Origin of the sequence: uncultured Brevundimonas sp. (assembly GCF_963977465.1) — a bacterium.
Classification (GTDB): domain Bacteria; phylum Pseudomonadota; class Alphaproteobacteria; order Caulobacterales; family Caulobacteraceae; genus Brevundimonas.
The window spans coordinates 407,521-421,228 of the sequence record NZ_CAXBOQ010000002.1 but is presented as its reverse complement, the minus strand read 5'-3'; the positions used below and the strand labels follow the sequence as shown (position 1 = coordinate 421,228).

Here is a 13,708-nt window from a genome sequence, read left to right as displayed (position 1 = left end):
AGGTTCTCATGACCGTTGCCTATCGCCGGGACCCCTGGTCCTGGCTCAAATCACCCGCAATGGCGCTGGCCGCCATCCTGCTCTTCTTTCTCATCGACGGAGCCCTGGGCCAGGCCCTGGCCCATGGCGTGGCCGAGGGCGACAAGGGCTATATCCAGGAGACATCCGGCTTCCTGTTCTGGCCGTTCGTCTATCTCGGGGCCAAGCACATGGTCACCGGCTACGACCACCTGCTGTTCCTGTTCGGCGTGATCTTCTTCCTCTACCGGATGAAGGACATCAGCATCTATGTGACGCTGTTCGCCATCGGCCACTCATCCACCCTGCTGCTGGGCGTGCTGACCGACATCAGCGTGTCCAGCTATCTGGTGGACGCGATCATCGGTCTGTCCGTCGTCTACAAGGCGCTCGACAACCTCGGTGCCTATCAGCGCTGGTTCGGCTTCCAGCCCTCGACCAGGGCCGCAACCCTGATCTTCGGCCTGTTCCACGGCTTCGGCCTGGCGACCAAGCTGCAGGATTTCCAGCTGTCATCCGATGGACTGATCGGCAACCTGATCGCCTTCAACATCGGGGTCGAGGCCGGTCAGCTTCTGGCCCTGGGCGCCATCCTCATCGTCATGGGTTTCTGGCGGAGGACGACCGGCTTCTGGCGTCATGCCTATGCCGCCAATGTCGTCCTCATGACCCTCGGTTTCATCCTGGCGGGCTATCAGCTCGTCGGCTTCTTCGTCACCTGATCGGAGACCTCTCATGCAAAATGCCAACAAGCCCGACCCCTCCGAACTGCCCTCGACCGCCAAACTGTTGAAGTCCACGGCGGTGGCCGTCGTGGTCGCTGCCGGTCTGCTCGTCACGATCGTTCTGCCCGCCGAATACGGCACCGATCCTACCCGGGTCGGATCGCTGCTCGGCCTGACGGAAATGGGCCGCATCAAGGTGCAACTCGCTGCTGAAGCCAAGGCCGAAGAGGCGGGCCTCCAGCCGGCCGCCACGCCTCCCGCCGTCGCTGCGGCGCCGACCGCCGCAGTCACGCCCGCGGCGACTGCGCTCGGGGTCCGAACCGACGAGACCGTTCTCACCCTCGCCCCCGACCAGGGCGCCGAGATCAAGCTGGTGATGGAGGAAGGCGCTCGCGTCCGCTACGTCTGGTCAAGCAGCGGCGGGCGGATCAATTTCGACGTCCACGCCGACCGGCCCGGGACATCCTATCATGGCTACAGCAAGGGATCGTCCCAGCGCGAGGAAGGCGACCTCACCGCCGCCTTCACCGGCAGTCACGGCTGGTTCTGGCGCAACCGCACCGGTGAGACGGTAACGATCACCCTGCAGACCACAGGCACCTACACAGAGGTCAAACGCGTGGTCTGACCCGGGCGGCTCCTATCCCCTCGTCGTCGGCCAGCGGCTATGCCGTTCGTCGATGACGTAGGGGTGGGCGTGGCCCGCTTCGCCGTCCAGCGCGTGACCTTCCAGCAGGTGCGGATCATCGGGGTCGAGGTCGTCATGACTGTGCGGCACGCTGTCCGGATCATGCGTCGGCCAGATCAGCAGACCCAGGATCGTGCCTGAGGCGCACAGGCCCGCCAGGACCAGAAAGGCTGCACCGGGATCAACCGCCGCACTGACCAGACCTGCCACTGGATAGGCGATCAGCCAGCAGCCGTGCGACAGGGCGAACTGGGCCGCGAACAGCGAGGGCCGGTCAGCGGCGTTGGATGACCGCCGCAGCGCCCGACCGGCCGGTGTAATCGTCAGCGAATAGCCGAAGCCCATGGTCACCCACAGCGCCAGCAAGGCCGGGTAACTGACCGCGACCCACGGACCCGCCAGCAGCACCAGCGTCATCAGGGCGGCCCCCAGCACCATGGCGGACCGGTCCGAAAGCCGAACCAGAAGACGCGGCAGGATCACCGCCGCCGTCATCGATCCGCCGCCGAACGCCGCCAGCGCCCAGGCCGTCGCCTGTTCCGACAAGGCGAAGCGCGACTGCACCAGCACCACGGTATTGACGAACACCATCGCGCCGCCCGCCGCCGTCGCCAGACTGATCGCCAGCAAACCCCGAAGGCGCGGGGTCAGCGCGAACAAACGTATGCCCCCGGTCAGGCGTTGCAGGAATGGCCGGGGCTGGGCGGTGCTCAGCGCCGGCAAGACGGCGCTGACGACGAACAACGCGGAAACGACAAAACCGACCGCCGTGCCCGCGAACAGATTGTTGTAGCTCATCACCGCCAGCAGCAAGGCCGCCAGCACCGGACTGGCCACGCTCTCCAGATCGGCCGCCAGCCGCGAGAGCGACAGCGCCCTGGTGTATTCGGCCTCGTCCGGGAGCAGGTCGGGGATCATGGCCTGGAAGGCCGGGGTAAAGGCGGCCGAAGCGACATAGAGCACGGTCATCAGGCCATAGATCTGCCAGGCTTCGCCGACGAACGGCAGGCTGACCGCGACACCGGCTCGAACGATGTCGAGCGAAACCAGCAGGATTTTTCTGGGCAGTCTCGCCGCCAGGGCGCTCGCGAATGGTGCCACCCCGATGTAGGCGACCATCTTGATCGACAGGGCCGCGCCGAGGATTTCCCCGGCGCTCGCCCCCGCCAGATCGTGGGCCAGCAGCCCGAGCGCGACGGTCGCCATTCCCGTCCCCAGCAGGGCCGAAACCTGGGCCATGAAGAGGTGCCGGTAGGCGGAGTGACGCAGGGGAGAAAACATCAAAGGGTCACCTGGGGCACCACGGAAATCCCGGGCGATCCCGGAGGGCGGCTCCCCCATCGTCGAGTCTCGCATACGGTCGCATTATACTCTAGGGGAGTAACGATGGGACATACGGTCACCGGCAAGAAAAAACTCGTGGCGCGCATCCGACGCATCGCCGGGCAGTTGGCTGCGATCGAGAGAGCCATGGAAACCGAAACGGATTGCTCGCAGGTTCTCCAGCAGGTCGCGGCGGCGCGCGGGGCGATGGGCGGGCTACTCAATGAACTGATCGAGGACCATCTGAGACACCACGTCGCCCATCCCGATCTGAGCGAGCATGACCGCCGGATCGGCACCGACGAGCTGATCGCCCTTGTCCGCCGCTATTCCAGCTAGGCCAGGCGCATGAGCAGAACACGCTCCGAGGATACCGGCTGGCGGGCAAACCGGGATGCAGGATCCGGTATCGGTTCGACCCTGGATACGAACCGGCCCCCACTCGCGGAAGCCGGGCCGCGTGAGCCCGGCTCGGCCGGGATCAGCGACCGGCGCCCGGAGACGAGGCCGTGAGTTCCGATTCTCCCTGCACCGACGTCTGCCGCTTCGATGGTTGCACCGGCTGGTGCGTGGGCTGCGGTCGTTCGGTCCCCGAAGTCCGATCCTGGCGAAAGATGCCGCCGCGTACCCGTCAGCTCATCCTCAGGGACCTTACCCGACGCCTACGACGGCTGCAGGATCAGTGACCACCCCGGGCCGCTTCCATAGACGTTGCCGATACGGATCGCGTAGCACGCGCAGTAGCCTCATAAACAAGCTTCTTTAGGAGGCGCGGTCTCCGGAAAATATCGGCGCCCCAGCCACAGAGAAACGGAAACCAGCAGGATCAGTACCGGCACTTCGACCAGCGGACCGATGACGGCGGCGAACGCGACCGGCGAGGCCAGACCAAACGCGGCAATGGCCACCGCGATCGCCAGTTCGAAATTGTTCGAGGCGGCGGTGAAGGCCAGGGCGGTCGTACGCGGATAGTCGGCCTCGATCAGCCGACCCATGAGGAAGCTGACGACGAACATGACGAGGAAATAGATCGTCAGGGGGATGGCGATGCGCAGGGCGTCCAGTGGCAGAGCTACCACCTCCCCGCCCTTGAGGCTGAACATGACGACGATGGTGAACAGCAGCGCGACCAGGGTGATCGGCCCGATGCGCGGGAGGAAGCGGCGCTCATACCAGTCCGCGCCGCGACGGGCGATCAAACTGCGGCGGGTCAGGAAGCCGGCCAGGAAGGGAAGGCCGAGATAGACAACGACGGCGCCGGCGATGGTCCAGATACTGACGTCCACCACGCTGCCCTGCAGCCCGAACAGGGGCGGCAGGACAGTCAGGAAGACCCAGGCGTAGAGGCTGAAGAACAGAATCTGGAAGATGGAGTTGAAGGCGACGAGACCGGCCACATATTGGTTGTCGCCCCGCGCCAGCTGGTTCCAGACCAGCACCATGGCGATGCAGCGGGCCAGACCGATCAGGATCACGCCGGTCATGTATTCAGGCTGATCGCGCAGGAAGATCGCCGCCAGAACGAACATGAGCACGGGCCCCAGCACCCAGTTCTGGAACAAGGACAGGGCCAGCACCCGCTTGTCGGCGAAGACGCGCGGTAGATCCTCGTACCGGACCTTGGCCAGCGGCGGGTACATCATCAGGATCAGCCCGATGGCGATCGGGATGTTGGTCGTCCCGACCGAAAGGCTGTCGACCCAGTCGGCCAGGCCCGGCGCGATGGTCCCGAGCGCGACGCCCAGGGCCATAGCCGCGAATATCCACGCCGTCAGCCAGCGGTCGAGGAAGGACAGGCGGCGCGGCGGCTCCACAGCCGTGACGGGCGTGTCGATCATCGGGTCACCCGCCGCCCGGCGGCGTCGATGACGACCTCGCCGTCCTCCTTGATGAAGGGCTTGAGATCGCCGGCCGGCAGGAGGTCCAGCACGACTTCCGACGGCCGGCAAAGGCGAACGCCCAAGGGGCTCACGACGAGTGGGCGATTGAGCAGGATCGGATGGGCCTCCATCGCGTCGAGCAACTTGTCGTCCGTCAAGCCGGGAGACTCGAGGCCCAGTTCGGCGAAGGGTGTGCCCTTCTCACGCATCAGGTCTCGCAAGGGCGCGCCGGTGCGTTGGACGAGCCAGGCGACCATGGCGCGCGACGGCGGAGACTTCAGATACTCGATGACGTGGGGCTCGACGCCGACGTGCCGGATCAGCTTGAGCGCGTTGCGGGAGGTTCCGCAGGAGGGGTTGTGATAGATGATGACGTCCATGGAATTCCTCAGGCGCAGCCGGGTGCCAGCTCGGCGAGCAGGGGTTCGCACAGGTCAGCCCGGCCATCGCAGCAGTCCTTGAGCAGGAACAGAACCAGACCCCGCAAGCGGCCCAGGTCGGCGCGATAGATGATTGACCGGCTGCGACGCTCGGCGGTGATCAAATCCGCCCTGGAGAGCACCCCCAGATGGGCGGACAGGGTGTTGGCCGGGATCGCCAGTGCGTTCGCGATTTCCCCTGCCGGAAGGCCGGCCGGTTCGTGGTGAACGAGGAGACGGAACGCCTCCAGCCGGGTCGATTGCGCCAAGGCGGCCAGTGTCAGAATCGCAGATTCGGTTTCCATATTTCCGTATTAGCCGAATTATGGATATATACAATCCGGTCATGGCCGTGTGGGATTAGGCTCAGGTTTCCGCCCCGCCCTGTCAGCGGCGTACGGCCCTCGAATACGACCCATCCGCTCGGGAAATTACACGGCGTAAACCCGAGGCAGAACGCTTCCCCCGTCGTGAGAGGGTCGATATCGGTGCTCGGAAAAGCCGGAACCACCAGTCAACGGCGGCGCACAGCGTTCCAACGCCGCAAATGTCCGTGCAAACTCCAGATGCGCGATTTCGGTCCGCCGATTTCCTGACAGTCTAACGGAACCCGCTGATCCACTCCTCCACCTCCGCGGTCGCCCCTGCCGCCGCGCGCTCAAGTCCAACCTTGCCCAGGATCGTGAGGTGCGAACTCGCCGTGTTCGGATGGCGAGACAAATCCATGCAGATCGACAACACCGCCTCGTGGAGCTGCCCCTTCTGACACAGGGCCAATGCCCTCGCCTTGGCTTCGCCGACATGCGTATTGACCCCGCCCGTCGAAGCCTCGGTGGTGGGCACGACGGCTTTCCCGGGCCCGACGAGGTGGTTGGCCCACAACTCCAGCGCCGCCCGCTTTTCCGGCACATAGGTGTGGCGATCATACACGCTGGTGACCGCTGCCCCTTCATTGGGCGTATGTCCGAGCACCAGCCCGACCACGAAGCGGCTGACGCCGTAGCGTCCGGTAAGCGTCGTCGCGCCGGACCGTCTGACGTCGTGGGGAGAGCCCACCGCCAGTTTTCTGCGTGTGCAGGTCCGCGCGAACGCGCGGGTGATGGCGTGCGGATCCAGATGTTGTCCCGGAGATCTCTCGGACGGGAAGAGGTAGGGACTGCCCGGATCAAGCGCCCAAGCCACCTCCAGGATCTCGAGTGCATCGGCCCCGAGGGGTACGACATGCTGGTGTCTGGCCTTGGCCCGCTCGGACGGGATCGTCCAAATTTTCGCGGCGCGGTCGAACTCGGTCTTGAGGGCTCCGGCGACCTCGGTGCGGCGGGTCAGCGTCAGCATCAACAGCTGGATCGCGAGTCCCATGACCGGTTCCAGGCGAGCATGGACTCCGGCCGTCTTTTCTCCCGGAGCGCGTGGCACCGAGGCCTCCGACGCCGCGTCCCAGAGGGTTCTGAGGGCCGCGTCGTCAAACATGCGTTCACGCGGCGTCAGCGCCAGCGGTCGGGCCAGGCCGAGCGCGGGATTGGCTTCGATCCGCTCCTCGAGCACCGCGAAGCCCAGAACCGCGTGGAGCAGGGAGCCGATGGACGCCACGCTCGCGGCCGCCATGCCGGTCTCGGTCACCAGGGTCCGCATGAATACCTTGACGTCCGCGCGGCGGATCTCCGTGAACGGTCGTGTCCCCAGCCGCGGTTGAATATGGTTGCGCCAGGTCTGGCGTTCGTTGGTGAGGGTGACGTCTCGCTTGGGCCGGCGGCGTCCCCCGTGAAGCCCCACCGTCGCCGCCTGCCGATAGGCCTCGGCCAGTTCATCAAGGGTTTCGCCTGTTCGCGCCCGCTCGCGGGCCGCGGTCATCTCCGCGACGGGATCGCCACCGTCCACCACCGCGATCCGCAATGCGGCGACTTTGGATCGGGCCTTGGCGAGCGACAGATCCGGATAGGCCCCGAGGCAGAGACGCCGCCTCGTGCCGTTCGTGGCGACATAGCGGAATTCGAACTGCTTCAGCCCGGTAGGGAAGACACGAACCCCGAGCCCACGACTGTCGCCGATGGACATCTCATAGACCTTGTCAGCGGGTTTCAGGCCCGCGATCTGGCGGTCGGTGCCAAGCTGAAGGCGAGCCACCGCGCGCTCTCCTCGCGCCTGCGCTGCAAATCAAACACCACCCAGACTAGCATTTTCTGGGGCACCAGTGGGGCGCCGGACGCAGAATTTCGCGAAAAAGCAAGAAAACCACCGAAAACTTAAATCACCTTTTTTCTGTAACTTATCGAGTTATACACAGCTCTGAAATGCGCTGAAATTGCCTTTGAGGCGCTTCACAGTAAAGACCCCTTTACATTTAAGCCGTGGCCCCGCCCGACCTATGCCCGCGCGTATCGCAAATGCCGGAAACCACGGCACTAAAATCGGGGTCATGCGTTGAGGCGACGCAGTCGCGTTACAATCGCTCCCCTTCCAGTCCTTTTCCCAGGCGAACAGCATGCGGATTCTTGTTGTAGAGGACGACGCCATTCTCGGCCTCGCCACAACAGCCGTTCTTGAAGACACGGGACACGTGATATCCGGCCCGGCTTTTGATGTCGCAGGGGCCCTGGAGGTTGCGGCCAACACGCGGTCTGATCTGGCGCTCGTTGATATCAATCTGGCGGGAAATGATGAGGGCATCGGCCTGGCGCGTGAACTGCGCGACAAATTCGGGATCCCGACGCTCTTCGTGAGTGGGCAGCCTGCCGTGGCGCGTGCCAATATGGACGTCGCACTGGGAATCCTGAACAAGCCTTTCGCAGCAGAAGATCTTGTCGCAACAGCCCGCGTGGCTGAAGCGCTTCTCGCCGGCAACTGCCCTCTTGGGCTTCCCCCGGCACTCGAAATCTTTGTGGCCATCGGAAAAGAAAGCAGCCGCACTTGAGCGCGCACGAAATGCCTTCGCTGACCGAGATGGGCGAAAAGGAGTTCAAGGAACTTGCCGACAACGCCCCCGTGATGATCTGGCGCGCCCGCCCTGACAAACTCTGCGACTGGTTCAACAAGCCGTGGCAGGAATTCGCGGGTAAAACTGTCGACGAACTGTTCGGATATGGATGGGCAGACGACGTCCACCCGGACGATCTGGAGCGATGCGTAGGAATCTACGAGGCCGCCTTCGATGCCCGTGAGACCTTCACCATGCCCTACCGTCTGAAACGGCACGACGGTGAGTATCGTTGGCTGCTGGATAACGGAGCCCCCTTCTACCGAGACGGCGTCTTTTCAGGGTATTTCGGAAGTTGCATCGACATTTCCGAGCTGCGTGAGCTCCAGAAACATCAGCGCGTCTTGCTGGCTGAGCTGAACCACCGTGTGAAGAACAATCTTCAACTGGTCATCTCATTTCTTCAGCTTGCCCGAATGCAGGCTGTGGCAGAGGAAACCAAAGGCGTTCTTGCCGCTGCGATCAGCCGGATCCAGGGTATCGGTATCATCCAGACCTACCTACACAAGAGTACTGGCGGCGAGGTCGACCTTGCTGAATATCTCTCGACCCTGGCCAAAGCCGTGATGACGTCCGAAGCCCCGGGCGGTTCAATCTCCATGGACGTCCGACCGGTGCCCGCTTCGTTCGAACTGGCGTCGAACCTCGGCCTGATCGTTCATGAACTGATGACCAACGCCATCAAACACGGCGCTTCAAGCCCGTTGCGGCTTTCCGTGGGTTTGCTGCCTTCGGGCAACGCCGAGATTCTGATCGCCGGCGGCGGACCAGGCTTCAGCGGGGACACCCTCGCGAACTCCGCCCACCCGCCCCATCGGGGTCTGGGCTTGACTGACGCCCTGGCAAAACGGTCGGGCATCGGACTGGAGCGTTTCAACAGCGACGGTGCCAGCGTGCGCCTCACCGTTCCTGCAGACCGGCTTAACGGATGACCAGCCGTCGGACACCTGAACTGCGCAACGCTTGATCAGAACCAGGAACCTGAGGTGGCGCGTTGTTGTACAGGGCTGACGAGGGGCTAACAAACACCCCAAGCGGAGATATGCGCTATCCAGCCTGCCTGCAATTCCCTGACTGGAGCGGGCCGGCCACGATCCAAGGATGTCGGGGTCACGATCCGGGCGACCTGGGCCCGGCGGAGCCCGTCACCGAAGCGCTGCGCGCGCTGGCAAAGCGATAGCCAGACCGGCTTCGCCCTGGATCAACTGCGCCTTAGTGAGCTCGACCTAACCTCGACCGTACTGGCTGAAAGCCGGTTCGCCGGAGACGACCTTGGCCCTCCCCCACCATGCGCCCGCAGACCGAGATGTCTACGTCGCTCCGCCGCTCAGCGAGCTTTTACTTCTTGCACGAAACCCGAGGGCTGACGCGTGCCAACGTCTGCTGCACCTCATCGATGGTGTCTGCCATCATGGACAGCCTGCGTGCCGGAAGGCTGGATGTGTGCTCCACGGCTCTTCAGGCACGCGCCGTCTACCAACACGCAATAGCGCGCGGCAAGAGCGTCATGGAATATGAGCCCGGCGGACGGGCCCAGGACGAAATTGCGGATCTGCTGGCCGACGTTGAAACGAGAATTATGGGCTCTGGCCACTTTGGATCCGCCAACATGAGCTGTGCCTGATATCTGTCGTCAGGAGATTTTTCAGGTTGCCGGAAAAAGGATCCCCTCCAGCTTGCTGGCGAGCGCTGCACGGCGGTCGGCATCCAAACGATCCAGATTCTGCTGTTTCCAGCGAACCGCCGGGAGGTTCTGGGCTTCGGGGATGCTCAGAAGAGCCCAATCGGGTACACCGCACTTGAAACTGACGAGAAACCGACGGTGGCTCTCCGGCATCTCCGTGACCATGATGCGGATTATGTCTTCGCGGACTTTCGTCAGATCTTCGACACTGACGGAGGTTTTGGTCATACCGTCGAAGCCGTGACTGTACTCATTGTCAATATTCTTGCGGGTCGGGGCCAAGATTTCTGCCATCGGACGCGGATGACTGACGACGTAGATCAGGAAAGCGCTACGCAGATCGTCACTCACCCCTTCATTGGCCAGCAGATCTCGAACATCGAAGAGGTCACGGGGATGTTGGCGGTCCAGGGCGGCGGTGATCTTACCCGCATAGAGATCGGCGAAAGAGACGACACTGATTTCGGCGAAACCAAAAGCCTCTTCCACGGCCGGAGTTACAGACATGAGGGTGGGTTCATAGACCGTGCCACGCAGCACAGGTGTCACTTCTACCTTGATCTGAACTCCATCCAGCCGGACGACAAGCTTGGTAACGATGTTGTCGCCCTGCATACGTGAAGGCGTCACACGCACGCCGCGCAAGCCCTGCTCGATCCGTGCCTGGATGCGGAGCATCGCCGCATCAATGGCCGCAAGCGATGTCGTGCGGTCTTCCACTGGCAGGTAGGTCAGGTCGATATCGACGGAGAGACGCGGCAGGTCGCGCATAAACAGGTTGATGGCCGTACCGCCCTTGAGGGCGAATACGGGCTCTTCGGCGACGAACGGCAATGCTCGGATGAGCAGCGCCACCTAGCCTCTGTAGACATCAGACAGCACCATGTAGATCCGCCGGCACTGTGATCTGATAATGGCCGTCCAGTTTTCCGCCGGGGACCAGGGCGCGTTTGCCGGTGCCCAAACCGATACGTGACGTTTCGAGCCTGGCGCGCCACGGGTGTCGATGGCGATCAGCAAAGAAGAGGAAGAGTCGTTTTACCTTGATGCTGACGCAAGCCTCGAGGAGCTCTTGCAGCCTGCGAGGGCTCAGGTCGCTTAAGCCCTCCATCAAAACATCGACCTGGTGGAAGCTCTCCCGGTCAGGCAGTTCGTCGAGCAGTTCAAGGACTGCCCTCTCCTTGCTCGAATAGCGAACAGCCCAGCTGACGCGACCACCGCTTTGCAGCATGAAGCCGCCTGGCGGAGCCGGTGGCAGGTCGCCGCCTCCGAATGGCAGGGGCCGGTCTATGTTTCGTTCGGGAACCGGACCATCAGGAAACAGCCGCAGGCTGTTGTGCCAGCGAAAAGTGACGTCGAGTGGCAAGTCCCCCAGCCAGGTCGGCGGTCGGGTCGGTCCGTAGAGGTGAACCTCGCGCACCGAGCCGGCCAAATAGTGAGCGTAACCCTGAGCTTCGAGAGCACTACGCCCTCCGACCGTCAGCGGATGGTCGAGGAGGATTTGCAGCGAGATAACGACCTGTTGCCAGGTGAGTGGCCCGCGTGTGCGGCGGTAGACGCGCCGGGCGGGCTGATCGAGCCAGCCTGCCTTGACGTACTGACTTCGCAGCGAGGAGGAGTAGTCCCTCGCCTCCAGCCATGCGGCGTCAACGAGAAACCCCTCGGGTAGCTCCCGTTGCAATCGGTTTAGCTTGCTGATCATATCCTTAGTCACGCTTAGGATTTCGCCAGAATTGTGAACCTTTGTCCAGTTTATATTTTCATCCGAACGCCTAGCGAACCTACGCGTTTCCGAACTATTATAAACCTCCACCACGATCACCAGCCTGGGCTTTGGTGATTACACAGGTCGGCACTCACGTTCCTCGACCCGTTGGACACGACGGTTGCAATTGAAAAGGGCACCCAGGCACTTCGGATTGTGCGTGGCCAGGTGCCGGACAGCGACCCGCTCGTCATCTGTCAGACAATCTGGAGATCAAACGTCCGGTTGCGGGTTCCTCTCTGCGCGAGCGCACCGGTCAGTCGGTGCAGACTTCCTCATCGTTGCCTTCAACCGCCCAAGTTTCCTCCCCGGCGACAATCTTCTCAAGCGTCGCCACCCACACGCGAAGCGCCCGACGCTTCTCGACGATATAGGTGTTGGAATCGTAGTGGATCGAAGACACGAGCGCGCCCCCGCCACCGTCGATATGCCCCAATACCTTGGAGCGGATAAACGGTGTAACGCCGCACCGCTCACTGGTCATGTTCGTGCTCATGGTTCGCCGAAGGTCATGAACCGTTGGCCCCTTGATCCCCAGGCCCACCTTCATCCGGGTCAGGGCGTGGGTGACACTGGCCGGATGAACCGCCCGGTCTTCCTTCCGGTCTGTCGGGAACACGTAGTCGGACGGCGTCGCGCGATCCGCATCAGCCAGTTGGATGGCACGCTTGATAAGCGGTATGGCCGCTTCCGGTAGCGGGACCATATGAGCTTTGCTGCCTTTCATTCGCTGCGCGTCGATAAGCCAGGTCTTGGCTGCGAAATCGAGCTCACGGTGCTCCATTCCGATAACTTCCGCGCGCCGTTGTCCCAGCATTGCCAGAAGTTTTATCGCGATCCGCATGGCCTCGCTGACATGGATCGTCTTTCCATTCTCGTCTACGAGTCCGGATGGATCGTCCAGCGCAGCCCAAAGCGCAACCAGTTCGGCATCCGACCATATGCGGGAACGGGGCGCGCTATCTGCGAACGGAGCGAACCCTGTCGCCGGATTGACAACGACCAGGTCCTCGCTGATCGCGAAATTATAGATCTGACGAATGATAGCCTGGGTAAGATTCGTCTGAGCGCCAATCCCGTTGCCGATCATCCCACGCAGCAGCGCTTTCACGTCCACCCGGGTCACCGAGGTAAATGGTCGTTCACCCAGATCGGGTTTTACATGAAGCCGGAAGCGATGCTTTTCGCCGGCAATTACATGCGCCCGCTTCCGCTTGCCTTTCGGCTTCCATTCCCCGCACGCGCAGGCGTCGAAATAGACGTCAGCAAGTTCGTCAAGCGTTCGAGCGGCATCCTGAACCTCGACCCGGGCATGTCGACGGTCCGCAGCAGGATCCCCGCCAAGAGCGACATCGCGGTTCAGGGTCAAGGCGCGATCACGCGCGTCTTTCAGACTGACGGCCGGCATCTTCCCGATTGTGAACCGGGGCTGTCGACCGTCGGGTGTGCGGTATCGGAAAATCCACGTCCGAACACCGCGATCGGTGACTCTCAGGCAAAGCCCGGGTGTCCGAAGATCCCAAAGTTCGAGACGTGCCCCCTCCTCCGCCTTCGCGGAAGCCACCGCCCTGTCCGTCAAAACCAGCTTCGGCATAACCCGATTTTTCGCTCAATTTGGGGGCACACCGGGGGCACAAAACGTCAGCCGGGGGCACACCGGGGGCACAAATCAGGGAAACACCATGCCACATAATGAGACGTCAAGAAACGGCTATATGCCCGCCACCATTGGGTTTCCTGGGCACGAAGAGCTGTCCTGAAAAGTCCTGAAAAAGGTCACGAGGAATTTTTTGTAAACTGGATGTCGCGGGTTCGAATCCTGCAACCGGCACCATGTCCCCGGCTGATGCCCGAACCGGCGAGGCCCGGCAGCGGACAGCAAAAAGCCCCGCATTCCCACAACACCGGGGAACCCGGGGCCTCTTTCAATATTGGTCAGTTGCTGTCGGAATCGTCCTTTACCGACGCAATGATGATACCGGTCAGCGCCCAGGCACCGGCGACGATGACCACGGTCGGGACATCCATCCCGGCAAACTCGGCACTGTCACCGGCGCGGGCACCGACGCGGTCGGCGACACGGGCATCCGTGGTTGCGCCGGCGGCGACGGCCTGGCTGGCGATAAGCAGAACACCGGCCGAAACGGCCGCTACAATCTTCTTCATGGGGGGCTCCTGTGAACGTGATGCGTTGGGGACGCGGTCCGACAAGAATGCTCGTCCCGGCGATGG

The 13,708-nt window shown here is 62.8% G+C and carries 15 protein-coding genes; 6 read left to right on the top strand and 9 right to left on the bottom strand.

Annotation, left to right across the window (positions count from 1 at the left end; all coding sequences use genetic code 11):
• Positions 1-8: 8 nt before the first annotated feature.
• Complete coding sequence (locus AAC067_RS06065) at positions 9-740, top strand: HupE/UreJ family protein (RefSeq protein WP_339930557.1); 732 nt, start codon at positions 9-11, stop codon at positions 738-740.
• 13 nt (positions 741-753) lie between these two features.
• Complete coding sequence (locus tag AAC067_RS06060; protein ID WP_339930555.1) at positions 754-1,371, top strand: transmembrane anchor protein; 618 nt, start codon at positions 754-756, stop codon at positions 1,369-1,371.
• 12 nt (positions 1,372-1,383) lie between these two features.
• Here AAC067_RS06060 and AAC067_RS06055 read toward each other — a convergent pair whose 3' ends face one another.
• The gene (locus tag AAC067_RS06055) at positions 1,384-2,712 is read right to left on the bottom strand and encodes an MFS transporter (protein WP_339930553.1); all 1,329 of its coding nucleotides are present in this window, start codon (positions 2,710-2,712) and stop codon (positions 1,384-1,386) included.
• 105 nt (positions 2,713-2,817) lie between these two features.
• On the opposite strand from AAC067_RS06055, the gene AAC067_RS06050 reads away from it, so the two are divergent.
• Positions 2,818-3,093, top strand: a complete 276-nt coding sequence (locus tag AAC067_RS06050; RefSeq protein WP_339930551.1) for a metal/formaldehyde-sensitive transcriptional repressor — start codon at positions 2,818-2,820, stop codon at positions 3,091-3,093.
• A gap of 407 nt (positions 3,094-3,500) precedes the next feature.
• Here AAC067_RS06050 and arsB read toward each other — a convergent pair whose 3' ends face one another.
• The 4 genes from arsB to AAC067_RS06030 all read right to left on the bottom strand — a co-directional run bounded on the left by arsB (position 3,501) and on the right by AAC067_RS06030 (position 7,177).
• Positions 3,501-4,592 carry an ACR3 family arsenite efflux transporter gene (gene arsB / locus AAC067_RS06045; RefSeq protein WP_339930549.1) on the bottom strand — a complete coding sequence of 364 codons (1,092 nt, stop codon included), beginning with the start codon at positions 4,590-4,592 and terminating at the stop codon, positions 3,501-3,503.
• Positions 4,589-5,014, bottom strand: a complete 426-nt coding sequence (gene arsC / locus AAC067_RS06040) for an arsenate reductase (glutaredoxin) (RefSeq protein ID WP_339930547.1) — start codon at positions 5,012-5,014, stop codon at positions 4,589-4,591. Before arsC ends, arsB begins: the two co-directional genes overlap by 4 nt.
• Positions 5,015-5,022: 8 nt before the next feature.
• Positions 5,023-5,358 (bottom strand): metalloregulator ArsR/SmtB family transcription factor, encoded by a 336-nt coding sequence (locus AAC067_RS06035; protein WP_339930545.1) that lies wholly within the window; start codon positions 5,356-5,358, stop codon positions 5,023-5,025.
• Positions 5,359-5,653: 295 nt separating this feature from the next.
• Positions 5,654-7,177, bottom strand: a complete 1,524-nt coding sequence (locus AAC067_RS06030; RefSeq protein WP_339930543.1) for an integrase arm-type DNA-binding domain-containing protein — start codon at positions 7,175-7,177, stop codon at positions 5,654-5,656.
• 358 nt (positions 7,178-7,535) lie between these two features.
• Between AAC067_RS06030 and AAC067_RS06025 the strand changes: the two genes are divergently transcribed.
• From AAC067_RS06025 to AAC067_RS06015, 3 genes are all read left to right on the top strand, one after another.
• Complete coding sequence (locus tag AAC067_RS06025; RefSeq protein ID WP_339930541.1) at positions 7,536-7,964, top strand: response regulator; 429 nt, start codon at positions 7,536-7,538, stop codon at positions 7,962-7,964.
• Positions 7,961-8,959: a histidine kinase dimerization/phosphoacceptor domain -containing protein gene (locus AAC067_RS06020; protein WP_339930539.1), complete on the top strand. Its 999-nt coding sequence runs from the start codon at positions 7,961-7,963 to the stop codon at positions 8,957-8,959. Before AAC067_RS06025 ends, AAC067_RS06020 begins: the two co-directional genes overlap by 4 nt.
• A gap of 479 nt (positions 8,960-9,438) precedes the next feature.
• Positions 9,439-9,651 (top strand): hypothetical protein, encoded by a 213-nt coding sequence (locus tag AAC067_RS06015; RefSeq protein ID WP_339930537.1) that lies wholly within the window; start codon positions 9,439-9,441, stop codon positions 9,649-9,651.
• 21 nt (positions 9,652-9,672) lie between these two features.
• Here AAC067_RS06015 and AAC067_RS06010 read toward each other — a convergent pair whose 3' ends face one another.
• From AAC067_RS06010 to AAC067_RS05995, 4 genes are all read right to left on the bottom strand, one after another.
• The gene (locus AAC067_RS06010) at positions 9,673-10,566 is read right to left on the bottom strand and encodes a nucleotidyl transferase AbiEii/AbiGii toxin family protein (protein ID WP_339930535.1); all 894 of its coding nucleotides are present in this window, start codon (positions 10,564-10,566) and stop codon (positions 9,673-9,675) included.
• A 16-nt stretch (positions 10,567-10,582) separates the two neighbouring features.
• The gene (locus AAC067_RS06005) at positions 10,583-11,413 is read right to left on the bottom strand and encodes a type IV toxin-antitoxin system AbiEi family antitoxin domain-containing protein (RefSeq protein WP_339930533.1); all 831 of its coding nucleotides are present in this window, start codon (positions 11,411-11,413) and stop codon (positions 10,583-10,585) included.
• Between the two features lie 319 nt (positions 11,414-11,732).
• Positions 11,733-13,070, bottom strand: a complete 1,338-nt coding sequence (locus AAC067_RS06000) for a site-specific integrase (protein WP_339930531.1) — start codon at positions 13,068-13,070, stop codon at positions 11,733-11,735.
• Between the two features lie 341 nt (positions 13,071-13,411).
• Complete coding sequence (locus AAC067_RS05995) at positions 13,412-13,642, bottom strand: hypothetical protein (protein WP_339930529.1); 231 nt, start codon at positions 13,640-13,642, stop codon at positions 13,412-13,414.
• Between the last annotated feature and the right edge of the window lie 66 nt (positions 13,643-13,708).